Consider the following 14,459-nt stretch of genomic DNA (forward strand, 5'->3'; position numbering starts at 1 on the left):
GGCCCGGCTGCTACCCCTCGCTCGGCTCCTCGTACTTCGGGAAGATTGGCGCTGGGGCAGGAAGTTCAGTGCCCGGCAGCAGCGCCGTCGCGAGTGCCGCGAAGGCCCGCAGCGGGTCGGCGTCAGAGGTGCCCTGTCCCAGCACCGTGAGGAGCCGGGCGGCGCTCGTCGGCATCACCGGCTGGGAAAGCACTGCGACGATTCGCAGCACTTCCAGGGTCACGTAGAGAACGGTGTTCATGCGTTCTGGGTCGGTCTTGCGGAGCACCCACGGCTGCTGCTCGGCGAAGTAGGCGTTGGTGTCTCCCAGTACGGTCCACATCGCCTCCAGCGCGCGGGAAAACTCCTGCTTCTCGAAGGCCGACCGGCACGTTTCCAGGAGCGCCCCGGCGTCGGCGAGCAGCGCGGTGTCGGCCTCGGTGAAGGGACCCGGCGACGGCACGAGTCCGGCACAGTTTTTGGCAACCATCGACAGGGAGCGCTGCGCGAGGTTGCCGAAGTTGTTCGCCAGGTCCGAATTCATCCGGCCCACCACCGCCTCATGGCTGTAGGAGCCGTCCGCGCCGAAGGGAACCTCGCGCAGGAGGAAGAAACGGACCTGGTCCAGGCCGTATTGCTCCACCCAGTCCTGAGGCGCCACGGTGTTGCCCAGCGACTTGGACATCTTGACCCCCTTGTTGTGGAGGTGGCCGTGAATCATGACGCGCTTGGGCAGTTCAAGGCCGGCGGACATGAGGAACGCCGGCCAGTACACGGCATGGAAGCGCGAGATGTCCTTGCCGATGACATGTACGTCGGCGGGCCAGTACTTCCGGAACGACTCCGACTCCGTATCCGGGAACCCTGCACCGGTCAGGTAGTTGGTGAGGGCGTCCACCCAGACGTACATGACGTGCTTCTCATTTCCCGGCACCGGCACTCCCCACTCGAAGGTGGTGCGGCTGATGGAGAGGTCCTGCAGGCCGCCGCGAACGAAGCTGATGACCTCATTGAAGCGGGACTGCGGCGCGCCGAACTCGGGGTTCTTCTCGTAGAAGTCGAGGAGCCGCTGCTGGTAGGAGCCCAGCCGGAAGAAGTAGCTTTCCTCCTCGGTCCACGTGACCTCGGTGTCGGTCTCCGTGGCGTAGCGGATGCCGTCCTCGCGCAGTTCGGTCTCGTCCTCCGGCCAGAAGGCTTCGTCCCGGACGGAGTACCAGCCCGCATACTTATCCAGGTAGATGTCCCCGTTCGCTTCCATCCGGCGCCAGATCTCCGAGGCGGCCGCATAGTGGTCCTCGTCGGTGGTGCGGATGAAACGGGTGTAGGAGATCCCGAGGGAGTCGTTCATCGCCCGGAAGGCCTTCGCGTTTCGCGTTGCCAATTCCCGGACCGGAATGCCTTCCTTGTCCGCCGTCTGCTGCATCTTCAGCCCGTGCTCGTCGGTGCCGGTGAGGAAGCGGACGTCATAGCCGTCAAGCCGCTTGAACCGGGCCATGGCGTCGGTAGCGATCGTCTCGTAGGCGTGGCCGATGTGCGGGACGCCGTTGGGGTAGGAGATCGCCGTGGTGATGTAGAACGGAGTGTTTGAACCGGGAGAAGTCACTCTACGAAATTACCCTGTCCGCCGTCGAAACCCGATTCCGTTCCGGGTGTGCCGCGGGTGGGGCGGCTCACCGCACCGCGTCCCGGCCGAGCACGGCATGGACGCCCCACACCTCGTTGGCGATCTGCGTGACGCGCAGGTCAACCACGGTGCTCGCCAGCGCCAGGGCCTTCGTCCGATCCAGCCCGTACAGGGACTCCATCCACGTCAGCATCGCGCTCAGTGCTTCGGCGCTGGCCGCGTTCAGGTCGGAGTCGAAACCGAAGGTGATCCGGGCGGTGGGCGTGACCGCATGGATCGACTGCAGCGCCGGATCCTCCGCCAGGTCCAGCACCAGTTCCGAGGTCATGGGGCACTCGATCGCCGTACCGCCCACTTCCCCGTCCCCCTGGCGGGCGTGCCCGTCTCCCACGCAGAGCATCGCTCCGGGAACGGTCACCGGCAGGTAGAGGACCGACCCGGCGGTGAGCTCGCGGCAGTCGATATTGCCGCCGCCGGCGGCCCGTGGCGGGACTGTCGGGAAGTCCCCCGGCTCGTTGGGTGGCATGCCGACGACGCCGAGGAACGGGCTCAGCCCAACCGCATGCCCCAGCTGATTCACTCCCGTGCCCTGTTCGGGATCAAGGTCCCACAGGAGCCACTGGGGCTCGGCCTCGTCCATCCCGAGCGCACGGGCGAGGGCGTCCCGACGGTGGCCGGCGATCGTCCATCCCCAGTCCCCCGGTGTCAGGGCGGTGAAGGACACCGCAAGCACGTCACCCGGCACCGCTCCCCGGACCGCGATGGGGCCGGTCAGGCAGTGGCCCAGGCGGTCGGGGAACATCAGCGGTTTCGCCTCCCCCGGCGACGTCGGGGCCTCCAGGTGGCCCGCAGCGTCGAGGGAGGACACCACGACCGTGTCGCCCGGGTCGACCTCCAGCACGGGAGGACCCGACCGGTTGAACGACTGCAGGACCGTGCCGCGTCCGGCGGGAAGGGTGTGGACCGTCATCGGCTTCCTTTCGAAACGGCTGAAGGTCGGGCGTGCAGGGCTGGGTGTACTGCTAGGACTGCAGGTCGACCTCGCGCGCCACCGTTGCGCCGATCTCGGCCTTGACGGCGTCCAGCACGTTCTGGGGAACCGCGCTGTCCAGGGTCAGCAGGGACAGCGCCTGGCCGCCCTCCTTGTTCCGTGCCACCTGCATGCCCGCGATGTTGATGTCCTCCTCACCAAGCAGCCGGCCGAGGGCGCCGATCACGCCCGGACGGTCGGTGTACAGCAGCACCAGGAGATGCTCGCTGATCGGAATCTCGAGGTCGTACCCGTTGACGCCGACGAGCTTCTCGATCTGCTTGGGGCCGGTGAGGGTTCCGGCGACCGAGATCTGGGATCCGTCCGAGAGCGCGCCGCGGATCCGCAGGACATTGCGGTATTCCTCCGATTCCGACGTCGTCGTCAGCCGGGTGGCGATTCCCCGCTGCTCCGCGAGCACCGGGGCGTTCACGTACGACACCTGATCCGAGACGATGTCGGTGAACACACCCTTAAGCGCGGCAAGTTCAAGGGCCTTCACATCCAATGAGGCGATTTCGCCGGCGACCTCGACCTCGATCTGGGTGAGCGAGTCATGGGTCAGTGCCGTGAAGATCCGGCCGAGCTTCTCCATGAGTGGGATGCCGGGGCGGACGGCCGGGTCGATGATGCCGCCGGCGACGTTGACGGCATCGGGCACAAGCTCCCCGGCGAGGGCGAGCCGGACCGACTTCGCAACGGAGACACCTGCTTTTTCCTGGGCCTCGGCCGTTGAGGCGCCAAGGTGCGGCGTGACGACCACACTGTCGAGCTTGAAGAAGGGAAGGTCGGTGCTCGGCTCCGTGACGAACACGTCGACGGCGGCGCCGGCGATCTCGCCGCGCTCCAGCGCCGCATGGAGCGCCGGTTCGTCGATCAGACCGCCCCGTGCCACATTGACGACGTACGCGCTGTTCTTCATCTTCGCGAACGCCTCCTCGCCGAGCATGCCGACTGTCTCGGGCGTCTTGGGCATGTGGATGGTGACGAAGTCGGCCTCGGTGAGGAGCTCATCGAGGGTCACGAGCTGAACGTTCAACTGGGCGGCCCGCGCGGAGGTCACGTAGGGGTCGTAGGCGAGGATCTCGGTCCCGAACCCCTGCAGGCGCGCGGCGACGAGGGCCCCGATCCGGCCCAGGCCGATGATGCCGATCTTCTTCTCGTACAGCTCGATGCCGGAGTACCGGGAGCGCTTCCACTCCCCCGCCTTCAGCGCCGCACTGGCCTGCGGAATGTTCCGGGCGAGGCTGAGGATGTGCCCCACGGTCAGCTCCGCGGCCGAGATGATGTTCGAAGTCGGAGCATTCACCACCATGACCCCGGCGTGCGTGGCCGCCTTGATGTCCACGTTGTCCAGGCCAACCCCGGCCCTTGCGATCACCTTGAGCTTCGGCGCGGCCGCGATGGCTTCGGCGTCCATCTGGGTGGCCGAGCGGACCAGGACGGCGTCGACGTCGCCCAGGGCTGCGAGAAGCTGGGTGCGGTCGGCGCCGTCAGTGCTCCGGATCTCGAAGTCCGGGCCGAGGGCCTCGACGGTGGCGGGCGAGAGTTCTTCGGCAAGGAGAACTACGGGTTTTTCCACAGGGATTTTCCTTCACTGCTGCAATGCGGGGCGGGTGGATTGTACGGCCAGCTTAGGGTGCAGGAAAGGCCGGGCCCGCTATGTTACTCAGCAGTGAGCCCGGCCTTCGTGTCCTGATTGTTCCCCAGCGGGGGCGGGCAGCCTGGGGCTGCCCCGGCGCCTAGCGGGCGACCGAACCTTCGGTGTAGTCGTCGTTGGTCTGGATCCAGGAGAACAGCTTCCTCAGTTCCCGTCCGGTCTTCTCGATCGGGTGGTCCTCGCCCTTCTTGCGCAGGGCGGCGAACTCGGGGGCTCCGGCGTCCTGGTCATCGATGAACCGCTTGGCGAAGGCACCGCTCTGGATGTCGGCAAGCACCGCCTTCATGTTTTCCTTCACCGACGGATCGATGACGCGCGGGCCCGAGACGTAGTCACCGTACTCGGCGGTGTCGGAAACGCTCCAGCGCTGCTTGGCGATGCCGCCCTCGACCATCAGGTCGACGATGAGCTTTAGTTCGTGGAGCACCTCGAAGTAGGCGACCTCGGGCTTGTACCCGGCCTCGGTGAGGGTCTCGAAGCCGTACATGATCAGCTGCGACGCGCCGCCGCAGAGCACCGCCTGCTCGCCGAAGAGGTCGGTCTCGGTCTCCTCGGTGAAGGTGGTCTCGATGACGCCGGCCCGCGTACCGCCGATGGCCTTGGCGTAGGACAGCGCGAGCTCACGGGCCTTGCCCGAGGGATCCTGCTCGACGGCGATCAGGTCGGGGACCCCGCGCCCGGCCTCGAACTCGCGGCGCACGATGTGCCCGGGGCCCTTCGGGGCGACGAGGGCGACGTCCACGTCGGCCGGCGGCTGGATGTAGCCGTAGCGGATGTTGAAGCCGTGGCCGAAGAACAGGGCGTCGCCGGCCTGAAGGTTCGGCGCGATGTCCTCCGCGTACACGTGGCGCTGTACCTGGTCCGGGGTGAGGATCATGATGAGGTCGGCCTCGGCGGTGGCCTCGGCGACGGAGAGGACCCGGAGGCCCTCCGCCTCGGCCTTGGCACGTGACTTCGATCCTTCCTTCAGCCCGACGCGCACGTCGACGCCGGAGTCGCGCAGGCTGAGCGCGTGGGCGTGGCCCTGGCTGCCGTAGCCAATGACGGCCACGGTGCGGCCCTGGATGATGGAAAGGTCGGCATCGTCGTCGTAGAACAACTCGGTCACGTGGATATCTCCTCTAGTGGATTACCTGGAAAACTTGGTGGGTGAAAAGGGCGGTGCGGACTCAGGCGCTGCGGAGCGCCCGGTCGCTCATCGACTTCGCCCCGCGGCTGATCGCGAGGGTGCCGGACTGGACGATCTCCCGCACCCCGAACGGCTCGAGCACCGACAGGAGGGCGCTGAGCTTTTCGGGGGTGCCGGTGGCCTCGATGATCAACGAGTCGGTGGAGACGTCGACGACGGAGGCCCGGAACAGGTCGGCGGCCTGGGTGACCTGCAGCCTGGTTGAGGCATCGGCGCGCACCTTGACCAGGATGTGGTCGCGCTGCACCGACTGTTCGGAGGTGAGCTCGACAATCTTGATGACATTGATGAGCTTGTTCAACTGTTTGGTGACCTGCTCGAGCAGGTCACCTTCCGCCTCGACCACGACGGTCATCCTGGACATACCGGGAATCTCGGTGGGGCCGACCGCGAGGGAGTTGATGTTGAAGGCGCGGCGGGCGAAAAGGCTCGCGACGCGGGTCAGGACGCCGGGGACGTCCTCGACGAGTACTGAGAGCGTGTGACGGGTCACGGCTAGTCCTCCTGCTCCCAGACGGGGGTCATGTTGCGGGCGATCTGGATGAGGTCGTTGCTCACTCCGGAGGGCACCATCGGCCACACCATCGAATCGCGGCTTACGACGAAGTCGACGACGACGGGCCGGTCGTTGATTGCGAGGGCCTGCTGGATGGTGGCGTCGATGTCCTCGTCACGCTCGCAGCGGAGGCCGGCGCACCCGTAGGCGTCGGCGAGCTTGACGAAGTCCGGGACGCGGACGGTGTCGTGCCCGGTGTTCAGGTCGGTGTTGGAGTACCGGCCCTCGTAGAACAGGGTCTGCCACTGCCGGACCATGCCGAGCGATGAGTTGTTGATGACGGCGACCTTGATCGGGATGTTGTTGATGACGCAGGTCGCGAGTTCCTGGTTGGTCATCTGGAAGCAGCCGTCGCCGTCGATGGCCCAGACCACCCGGTCGGGGTTGCCGACCTTGGCCCCCATTGCGGCCGGAACCGAGTAGCCCATGGTGCCGAGCCCGCCCGAGTTCAGCCAGGCGTGCGGGCGTTCGTACTGGATGAACTGGGCGGCCCACATCTGGTGCTGGCCAACGCCCGCAACATAGACCCCCTCGGGGCCGGTGAGCTCACCGATTCGCTTGATCACCTGCTGGGGCGCCGAGAGTCCGTCGTCGGGCTGGGTGAAGCCGATGGGGTACGTCTCGCGGAGCCGGTTGATGGTGTTCCACCAGGCCGAGGTGTCCGGGGCTGCCCCGCCGTCAAACTGCTCGCGGACGGCGGAGACAAGTTCGGGAATGATCTCCTTGACCGATCCCACGATGGGCACGTCGGCGGTGCGGTTCTTGGAGATTTCCGCGGGGTCGATGTCCGCGTGGATGACCTTGGCGCCCGGCGCGAAGCTGGAGAGCACTCCGGTGACCCGGTCATCGAAGCGCGCGCCCAGGGTGATCAGCAGGTCGGACTGCTGCAGTGCGGTGACGGCCGAGACGGAGCCGTGCATGCCTGGCATCCCGACGTGCTGGGGATGGGAATCCGGGAACACACCGCGGGCCATGAGCGTGGTGACGACCGGCGCGCCGACCAGTTCGGCCAGCTCCTTCAGCTCCGCGGCGGCGTGGGCCTTGATGACTCCGCCACCGACGTAGAAGACCGGGCGGGTGGAACCGGCGATCAGGCGGGCGGCCTCGCGGACCTGCTTGGAGTGACCGCGCACCACGGTGCGGTAGCCGGGGATGTCGATCTTCGGCGGCCAGGAGAAGGTCATCTTGCCCTGCTGGGCATCCTTGGCGATATCGACGAGCACTGGTCCAGGGCGGCCGGTCGAGGCGATGTGGAAGGCCTCGGCGAGCACGCGGGGAATGTCGTTGGCGTTGGTGACCAGGTACGAGTGTTTGGTGATCGGCATGGTGATGCCGACGATGTCCGCCTCCTGGAAGGCGTCCGAGCCGATGACGGCGCTCGCGACCTGACCGGTGATGGCGACGAGGGGCACCGAATCCATGTGCGCGTCCGCGATGGCGGTGACGAGGTTCGTTGCGCCGGGACCCGAGGTGGCGATGCAGACTCCCGGGCGGCCGGTGACCATGGCATAGCCCTGGGCGGCGTGCCCAGCGCCCTGCTCATGCCGGACGAGGATATGTCGGAGCTTCGTGGAGGCCATCAGCGGGTCGTAGGTCGGCAGAATGGCTCCGCCGGGAAGTCCGAAGATGTCGTCGACGCCGAGCTCTTCAAGGGACCGGACGATCGCCGAGGAGCCAAGCATTTCGGTGGGGGGCACAACGTTGTTGGGCCCCCGGACTGCGCTTACCTGCACCGGCTGGGCGGTGTCCCTGCCCGGGGCTGCAGGAGCGGCCGGCCTTGCTGCCATCAGCGCCGGGCTGATGGGCGATCCCTTGGACATCTGAAACTTCCTTCGGAACGTGTACTGCATTGACGTGCTGGACAGTTGGTGCGCGATTTGTCCTGTGGAAACAAAAAACCCCTCCGCCTGGTGGGCTGGTGAGGGGTTGCGCGTGACGTAGGGTCTACCGGTCGGGCTTTAGGCCACGCGCTTGGTAAGGACGACGATTACGTTCACTGACTGCATATTTGAAGTGTCCTCGTACGGGTTGTGCAGTGTCAACAGCACTCCCCCGTGTCTCACATGCTGGACAAAGCGTCCAGTTAGTGGACACTAACTGATTCGGAAAGCCGTGCGCCCGGGGTGCATAGCTGGCGACAGAGGCACAAACCCAGCCCGCGCAATAAGGCGATGAACCGAGGGCCCCACGGTGCCATGCGCTTCAGCGCGTGGCTGGTGAGGAAGGCAGGAGGCCGGCCACCCACAATAAGGGTAGAAACCGAGGGGCCCCTAAGCCCGCGCGCTTAGCGCGCGGCGGCGACAGAGGCACCGAGCCAACTACCCACAATAAGGCGATGAACCGAGGGCCCCAAGGTGCCATGCGCTTCAGCGCGTGGCTGGTGAGGAAGGCAGGAGGCCGGCCACCCACAATAAGGGTAGAAACCGAGGGGCCCCTAAGCCCGCGCGCTTAGCGCGCGGGCTTAGGGGAAGGTTTCACCCGCAGTAAGCCCCCTCGGAGGCCGAGTGCACGAGCTTCGCGTACTTGGCCAGGACGCCCTTGGTGTAACGGGCAGGCAGCGGCTCCCAGCCGACCTTGCGGGCTTCCAGCTCGGCCTCGTCAACGAGCAGGTCGAAGCTCTTGTTGGGGATGTCGACGCGGATGCGGTCGCCGTCGCGGATGAATGCAATCGGTCCACCGTCCACGGCTTCGGGGGCCACGTGCCCGATGCACAGGCCGGTGGTGCCGCCGGAGAAGCGCCCGTCGGTGACCAGGAGGACATCCTTGCCGAGCCCTGCGCCCTTGATCGCCCCGGTGATGGCTAGCATCTCGCGCATGCCAGGGCCGCCCTTGGGTCCCTCGTAGCGGATGACGACGACGTCGCCGGCCTTGATGGTGCCTTCGGCGAGGGCGGCGAGGGCCCCCTGCTCGCGTTCGAATACGCGGGCAGTTCCCTCGAAGATGGAGGCGTCGAACCCTGCGGTCTTCACCACGGCGCCTTCGGGGGCGAGGGATCCCTTGAGGATGCTGATGCCGCCGGTCTTGTGGACGGGGTTGTCCATGGCCCGGAGGATCTTGCCGTCGAGGTCCGGCGGGTTGATCTCCGCGAGGTTCTCGGCAACGGTCTTGCCGGTGACGGTCAGTGCGTCGCCGTGGATGAGCCCGGCGTCGAGCAGTGCACGCATGATCACGGGAACGCCACCGACCCGGTCGACGTCGGTCATGACGTACCGGCCGAAGGGCTTGAGGTCGCCCAGGTGGGGAATCCGGTCGCCGATGCGGTTGAAGTCGTCGAGGGTGAGGTCGACCTCGGCCTCGCGGGCAATGGCGAGGAGGTGCAGGACGGCGTTGGTTGAGCCGCCGAAGGCCATGGTGACGGCGATGGCGTTCTCGAAGGCCTTGCGGGTCATGATGTCCCGGGCGGTGATGCCGAGACGCAGCAGGTTCACGACGGCCTCGCCGGACTGGCGGGCGAAGTGGTCGCGGCGGCGGTCCGCCGAGGGCGGGGCGGCGGAGCCGGGCAGGGACATGCCGAGAGCCTCGCCGATGCAGGCCATGGTGTTCGCGGTGTACATGCCGCCGCAGGCACCCTCACCGGGGCAGATCGCCTTCTCGATGCGGGTGAGGTCCCCCACCGACATCTTCCCGGCGGCGCAGGCGCCGACGGCTTCGAACGCGTCGATCAGGGTGACTTCCTTCTCGGTGCCGTCCTCGAGCTTGACCCAGCCGGGCATGATCGTCCCGGCGTACAGGAACACGCTGGCCAGGTCGAGGCGGGCCGCAGCCATGAGCATCCCGGGCAGGGACTTGTCGCAGCCGGCGAGGAGGACCGAGCCGTCGATGCGCTCGGCTTCCATGACCGTCTCGACCGAGTCGGCGATGACCTCACGCGAGACGAGGGAGAAGTGCATGCCCTCGTGGCCCATGGAGATGCCGTCGGAGACGGAGATGGTGCCGAACTGCATAGGGAACCCGCCACCTGCGTGCACGCCCTCCTTGGCTCCCTGGGCGAGCCGGTTGAGTGAGAGGTTGCAGGGGGTGATCTCGTTCCAGGAACTGGCAACGCCGATCTGGGGCTTGACGAAGTCGTCGTCGCCCATGCCGACGGCCCGCAGCATTCCGCGCGCCGGCGCCCGCTCGATTCCATCGGTTACCGCACGGCTTCTTGGCTTGATGTCAGGGGTAGTCACGGTCATGCCTGAAAGTCTATGGGTAACCGTCGCGGCTTTCTGTTTTCTATTTCCGGGCTGTTACCGCCCGGCGGTTCGAACCTGCCCAACCTCCAGTTGGAAGGGTCCCTCCGGTACAATCGGCCGCAGTGGGCGAGCGCCCGCGGGCCGTGGGGGTTCGATGCCGCGGCCGACCCACCAGCCGGCACCCTAACTCCTTGGCGGAACATGACGTCCGAGCCTGCATCGTCTCCAGAGCATCTTTCCGGCGGCCAGGGGCTGAAGAACGCCCTCCGCCGGATCTTCGACTCGCAGATCCCGAACTACGGCGCCTACAACCTCGTCTTTGCCGCACCGGAGGAACCCGAAGAACCGGAGCAGTGGGAGCCTCCCGCGCCGGACAGGACGTCCTACGTGCTCGGCTACCGCTGGAAGCCGGCCGAACTGATGATTGCGCCTGTCCGGGTCGCGGACCTCAGTGGCGCAGGGTCCCCGGTGGAAATAAATATGACGAACCTGGCGCATGCGACCATGTGGGACGACAACACCTACGAGGTCGGCACCAGCACGGGGAAGGTCTTCCGGTTCGCCGTGGAGGACCAACCCGTACTCGATGTCGGTCCGGGCAACGGCATCGTCCTCGAGCAGGACGTCGACCGGATCGATTTCGACGCCTTCATGGAGGCCTTCATCGGGCTCGCCTAGCCCCTACGCCCACGGACCGCGCTGAACCAGATTCTCGGGGGCGGCCCCGCTGCCCAGCAGGTGGAGCTGGCGCTCCAGGAGCCGGACGATGCGGGGCCAAAACGCCCCGGAATTGCCTCCGACGTGCGGGGTGATCAGCGCACCGGGGGCCCGCCACAGCGGGTGTTCCGCCGGCAGCGGTTCGGGATCCACGACGTCCAGGGCGGCGCGGAGCCTGCGCGCCACCACCTCCCGCGTCAGCGCTTCGGTGTCAACGACGGGGCCGCGGGCGACATTGACCACCAGGGCGCCGTCCGGAAGGGCGGCGAGCACCTCGGCCCCGATCAACCCCTGGGTCGCCTCCGTCAGCGGCGTGATGACGATGACCACGTCGTGGGTGGGCGCCAGTGCCACGAGCTCCGAGGCCGCGTGGACGTGCCCGGACTCGTCGTCGCGGGCGGAACTGCCGACCCGGGTGAGAAGGACGTCGAAGGCGTCGAGCCGGCGTTGAATCTCCCGGCCGATGCCGCCCACGCCGACCAGGAGCACGCGCCGGTCGGCGAGTCCCGGGTACCGCCGCGGCCGCCACAGGCCCTCGCGCTGATTGCGGACGGCGTCGTCGATGCCGCGCAGCGAGGCCAGGGCCAGGCCGACGGCGAGCTCGGCGGTCGCGGCGGCATGGACTCCCGAGGCGGTGGCGATGCCGACGCCGGGCCCGACGAGGTCGGTCACCCCGTCGTAGCCGGTGGTCTGGGTTTGAACGAGCTTCAGGCCCGGCGCCGCGGGCAGGGCGGAGCGCAGGTCTGGGCTGCCGGTATAGGGAAGGACAACGGCGTCAACCTCCGCCGGGTCAATTCCCGCCGGGGCGCTGTCGAAGTCCCAGACCGCCAGCCGGATGGCGCCGGCGGCGGGGGCGAGGGCCTCCCGCAGCTCCTCCGAGGGGACGGTGAGGGTTCGAATCGCCTGGCCGGGACTGCCGCTGGTCTCCATCGGGCCAGCCTAACGGCCGCCGCGGGCCGGAGCGCACCGCCGGTGCGGCGGCGCCGCCGCTGCGGGGGCGTGTGTGATCATACAAGGACCGGCGCCGCCTGCGAATGAGCTGCCGCCTGCCCACCACAGTTCAATCACCACCGTTCAGCCACCTCCGGAGCCGCAGCTTGGATCGAGCCCTGTCGTACCTTACGTTCAACCCGGAGCACTTCGAGCGGCTCTCTCCGCGCCGTCGGATGCTGCTCAGCCAGGTGCCCCTGACCGCGACGGCCCTGATCCTCCTGGCCGTGGTGGCCATCTTCGCGCCGGCTCTCCTTGCAGGGACCCTGCTGCAGCTGTGCATGCTGATGCACCTGCTGCTGCTCGTACTCTGCGCCGCAGTCCCCTGGCACCGGCTCCCCCTGGCCGCGACGCTCGCGATACCGGTCCTCGAATTCGTTCCGATCGCCCTGATGCGCGAAGGAGCCGGCACCGAATTCACGGCCCTCGGCTTCCTCGCCGTCTTCCCGGTCATCTGGCTGACCGCATCGGGGATCCACCCCCGCGCCGCGATTCTCACCGGGGTGCTCGCCTCCCTGGCCGTGGTGTGGCTGCCGCAGTTCCTTCGGGGGCCCGTCACCGCCGAGGAACTGGCCCGGCCCATGCTCCTGCCCATCATGATGCTGGCCATCGGAATCACCATCAGCGCCATCACCGGGGGCTTTAGGAGCCAGCGGAGGATCCTTCAGAGCAAGGACGCCGAACTCCGCTCGCTCCTTCAGGCCAGCGCCCTGCGCGAACGGCTGCTCCACACCGTGGTGAACGCCGTCGATGTCGGGGTGCTCGCCGTCGACTCCTCAGGCAAGGAGATTCTCGCCAACCAGAAGCAGCGGCGGCTCATGCCCTCCACCGCGGCACCGGGCGGCGCCGTCCACGGCGAGGCCGCCGCCCCCATGTTTGAGGAAGACGGAACCACCGTCCTGCCGCCGGAACGGCGTCCGCTGTACCGGGCGGTCGGCGGCGAAATCTTTTCGAAGGAAGTGGTGCGGATCGGCGCCGGCCCGGAGCAGAAGACCCTTTCGGCGTCGGCGGCCCGGATGAAGTCCGACGACGGGCGCCATGACGGCACGGTTGTCACCTTCAGCGACGTGACCGAACTGATGTCGGCGCTGAACGCGAAACAAACCTTCATCTCCAACATCACCCACGAACTGCGCACCCCGCTGACCTCGATCGTGGGCTACGTGGAGATGCTCTCCGGCGTCGACGGCGCACCTGCACCGATGGTGGCCGGCCTCGACGTCGTCTCCCGCAATGCACAGCGCCTGCTCGGACTGGTCAACGACCTGCTGGGGACCGCCGACGGCCCGACGGCGCTGGACCCCTCCCCCATCGACTACGTCCAGGTGGTCTCCCAGGCCATCGCCTCGGCCACGCCCCGCGCCATCGAGGCGGGGGTCGTGCTCGACACCGATCTGGCGGACGGCCTGCGGGTGGTGTGCGACCCGGGGAAGATCGGGCAGGTGCTCGATAACCTCATCTCCAACGCAATCAAGTATTCGCCGCGCGGCGGCACCGTCACGGTTCACGCCCGGTCCGAGGACGGCCGGCTGCTGTGCACCGTGGCGGACACCGGGATGGGAATGAGCGAGGCCGACTGCCGCAACGTGTTCACCCGGTTCTTCCGCAGCCCGGAGGCGGTGCGTGCGGCGATCCCGGGCGTGGGGCTGGGCCTGGCCATCGTGAAGGAGATCATCGACCAGCACGACGGCGGGATCGAGTGCCGGAGCCGGCTCGGCGAGGGCACGTCCATGACCTTTTACCTGCCCCTGAGGCAGCCGGCCCTGAGCGTAAGCTGAGCGGCCGGTCCCTCGATTTTTCGATTCCGCAGGAGTGCTGGTAGAGTTTCATGCTGTTGCGGATGACACGGACTCGCAAAAAAGACCGTCTCGACGCCACGCACCTCTAGCTCAATTGGCAGAGCAATTGACTCTTAATCAATGGGTTCCGGGTTCAAGTCCCGGGGGGTGCACAGGGAAAAAAGCGGCTCCTGCCCGACATTATGTCGGGTAGGGGCCGCTTTTCTTTTGCCTCAGGCCAGGCCTGCTGGGCGACGTCGGGCCGGCTGTGAGGGGTTATGGAAATCCCTGGTTGGATCGGCCCATACCCAATCCATACCCGGGCCCGGCCCGTGGACCCCACGCCGGTGGTCACGGGCTGGCCCGGGCTGCGTCTATGCTTAAGACAGAAGCTCCCAGCGGGCTTCGAGGAACCCGGCAAGCTCTCGCCAGCTGCCGGGTTCCGTTCGTTGTAAGGTAAGTACGTCGCCACAGCCCAACCCGTGGGGCCGCAATCGACTCCTTCCGGCCTTCAGGAGCTCCGCGTGAAATGCAACGCCGATGACCCGCAGCGGTTCGACTTCCATCCCTGGCCGCAGCTGCCTCGTTCCGGCGGACGCTCCACTGCACGGATCGTGATCGGCAGCATCATTTTGGCCGTCATCGTCATCGACACGGCCCTTTCCGGGCCCAACCTCGGCCGCATCATCGTCGCCTGCATCATCCTGTACGTCGTGACCGTCTGGATGAGGCGCCAGCGCCCGCAGCAGCCGGACCGGTAG

The 14,459-nt window shown here is 67.3% G+C and carries 11 protein-coding genes and 1 tRNA gene; 4 read left to right on the forward strand and 8 right to left on the reverse strand.

Going from position 1 to position 14,459, the window contains the following annotated elements; translation table 11 throughout:
* Positions 1-10: 10 nt before the first annotated feature.
* From metG to ilvD, 7 genes are all read right to left on the reverse strand, one after another.
* Positions 11-1,582, reverse strand: a complete 1,572-nt coding sequence (gene metG / locus GVV77_RS11235) for a methionine--tRNA ligase (protein ID WP_159618368.1) — start codon at positions 1,580-1,582, stop codon at positions 11-13.
* 67 nt (positions 1,583-1,649) lie between these two features.
* Positions 1,650-2,573, reverse strand: a complete 924-nt coding sequence (locus GVV77_RS11240; protein ID WP_159618370.1) for an acetamidase/formamidase family protein — start codon at positions 2,571-2,573, stop codon at positions 1,650-1,652.
* Positions 2,574-2,625: 52 nt separating this feature from the next.
* Entirely contained in the window at positions 2,626-4,215 is a 1,590-nt protein-coding gene (serA, locus tag GVV77_RS11245) for a phosphoglycerate dehydrogenase (RefSeq protein ID WP_159618372.1), read from the reverse strand.
* A 160-nt stretch (positions 4,216-4,375) separates the two neighbouring features.
* Complete coding sequence (gene ilvC, locus GVV77_RS11250; protein ID WP_120165273.1) at positions 4,376-5,401, reverse strand: ketol-acid reductoisomerase; 1,026 nt, start codon at positions 5,399-5,401, stop codon at positions 4,376-4,378.
* A 61-nt stretch (positions 5,402-5,462) separates the two neighbouring features.
* The gene (gene ilvN / locus GVV77_RS11255) at positions 5,463-5,975 is read right to left on the reverse strand and encodes an acetolactate synthase small subunit (RefSeq protein WP_159618374.1); all 513 of its coding nucleotides are present in this window, start codon (positions 5,973-5,975) and stop codon (positions 5,463-5,465) included.
* Positions 5,976-5,977: 2 nt separating this feature from the next.
* The gene (locus tag GVV77_RS11260) at positions 5,978-7,858 is read right to left on the reverse strand and encodes an acetolactate synthase large subunit (RefSeq protein ID WP_159618376.1); all 1,881 of its coding nucleotides are present in this window, start codon (positions 7,856-7,858) and stop codon (positions 5,978-5,980) included.
* A gap of 654 nt (positions 7,859-8,512) precedes the next feature.
* On the reverse strand, positions 8,513-10,213 hold the full coding sequence (ilvD, locus tag GVV77_RS11265; protein WP_159618378.1) for a dihydroxy-acid dehydratase: 1,701 nt from the start codon (positions 10,211-10,213) through the stop codon (positions 8,513-8,515).
* Positions 10,214-10,414: 201 nt separating this feature from the next.
* Here ilvD and GVV77_RS11270 point away from each other — a divergent pair, with 201 nt between their 5' ends.
* Positions 10,415-10,891, forward strand: a complete 477-nt coding sequence (locus tag GVV77_RS11270; protein ID WP_159618380.1) for a hypothetical protein — start codon at positions 10,415-10,417, stop codon at positions 10,889-10,891.
* Between the two features lie 3 nt (positions 10,892-10,894).
* Here GVV77_RS11270 and GVV77_RS11275 read toward each other — a convergent pair whose 3' ends face one another.
* Positions 10,895-11,860, reverse strand: coding sequence for a 2-hydroxyacid dehydrogenase (locus tag GVV77_RS11275; RefSeq protein WP_159618382.1), 966 nt, complete (start codon positions 11,858-11,860; stop codon positions 10,895-10,897).
* Positions 11,861-12,027: 167 nt separating this feature from the next.
* On the opposite strand from GVV77_RS11275, the gene GVV77_RS11280 reads away from it, so the two are divergent.
* The 3 genes from GVV77_RS11280 to GVV77_RS11290 all read left to right on the forward strand — a co-directional run bounded on the left by GVV77_RS11280 (position 12,028) and on the right by GVV77_RS11290 (position 14,459).
* Positions 12,028-13,698, forward strand: a complete 1,671-nt coding sequence (locus GVV77_RS11280) for a sensor histidine kinase (RefSeq protein WP_159618384.1) — start codon at positions 12,028-12,030, stop codon at positions 13,696-13,698.
* Positions 13,699-13,798: 100 nt separating this feature from the next.
* Positions 13,799-13,871, forward strand: a tRNA-Lys gene (locus GVV77_RS11285).
* Between the two features lie 351 nt (positions 13,872-14,222).
* Positions 14,223-14,459: a hypothetical protein gene (locus tag GVV77_RS11290; RefSeq protein ID WP_159618386.1), complete on the forward strand. Its 237-nt coding sequence runs from the start codon at positions 14,223-14,225 to the stop codon at positions 14,457-14,459.

Source organism: Arthrobacter zhaoguopingii, assembly GCF_009828605.1.
Classification (GTDB): domain Bacteria; phylum Actinomycetota; class Actinomycetes; order Actinomycetales; family Micrococcaceae; genus Arthrobacter_D; species Arthrobacter_D zhaoguopingii.

Coding starts and splice junctions, on each gene's coding strand:
- GVV77_RS11240 (WP_159618370.1), bottom strand. CDS start 2,573: ATGACGGTCCACACCCTTCCCGCCGGACGCGGCACGGTCCTGCAGTCG.
- GVV77_RS11260 (WP_159618376.1), bottom strand. CDS start 7,858: ATGTCCAAGGGATCGCCCATCAGCCCGGCGCTGATGGCAGCAAGGCCG.
- ilvD (WP_159618378.1), bottom strand. CDS start 10,213: ATGACCGTGACTACCCCTGACATCAAGCCAAGAAGCCGTGCGGTAACC.
- GVV77_RS11270 (WP_159618380.1), top strand. CDS start 10,415: ATGACGTCCGAGCCTGCATCGTCTCCAGAGCATCTTTCCGGCGGCCAG.
- GVV77_RS11275 (WP_159618382.1), bottom strand. CDS start 11,860: ATGGAGACCAGCGGCAGTCCCGGCCAGGCGATTCGAACCCTCACCGTC.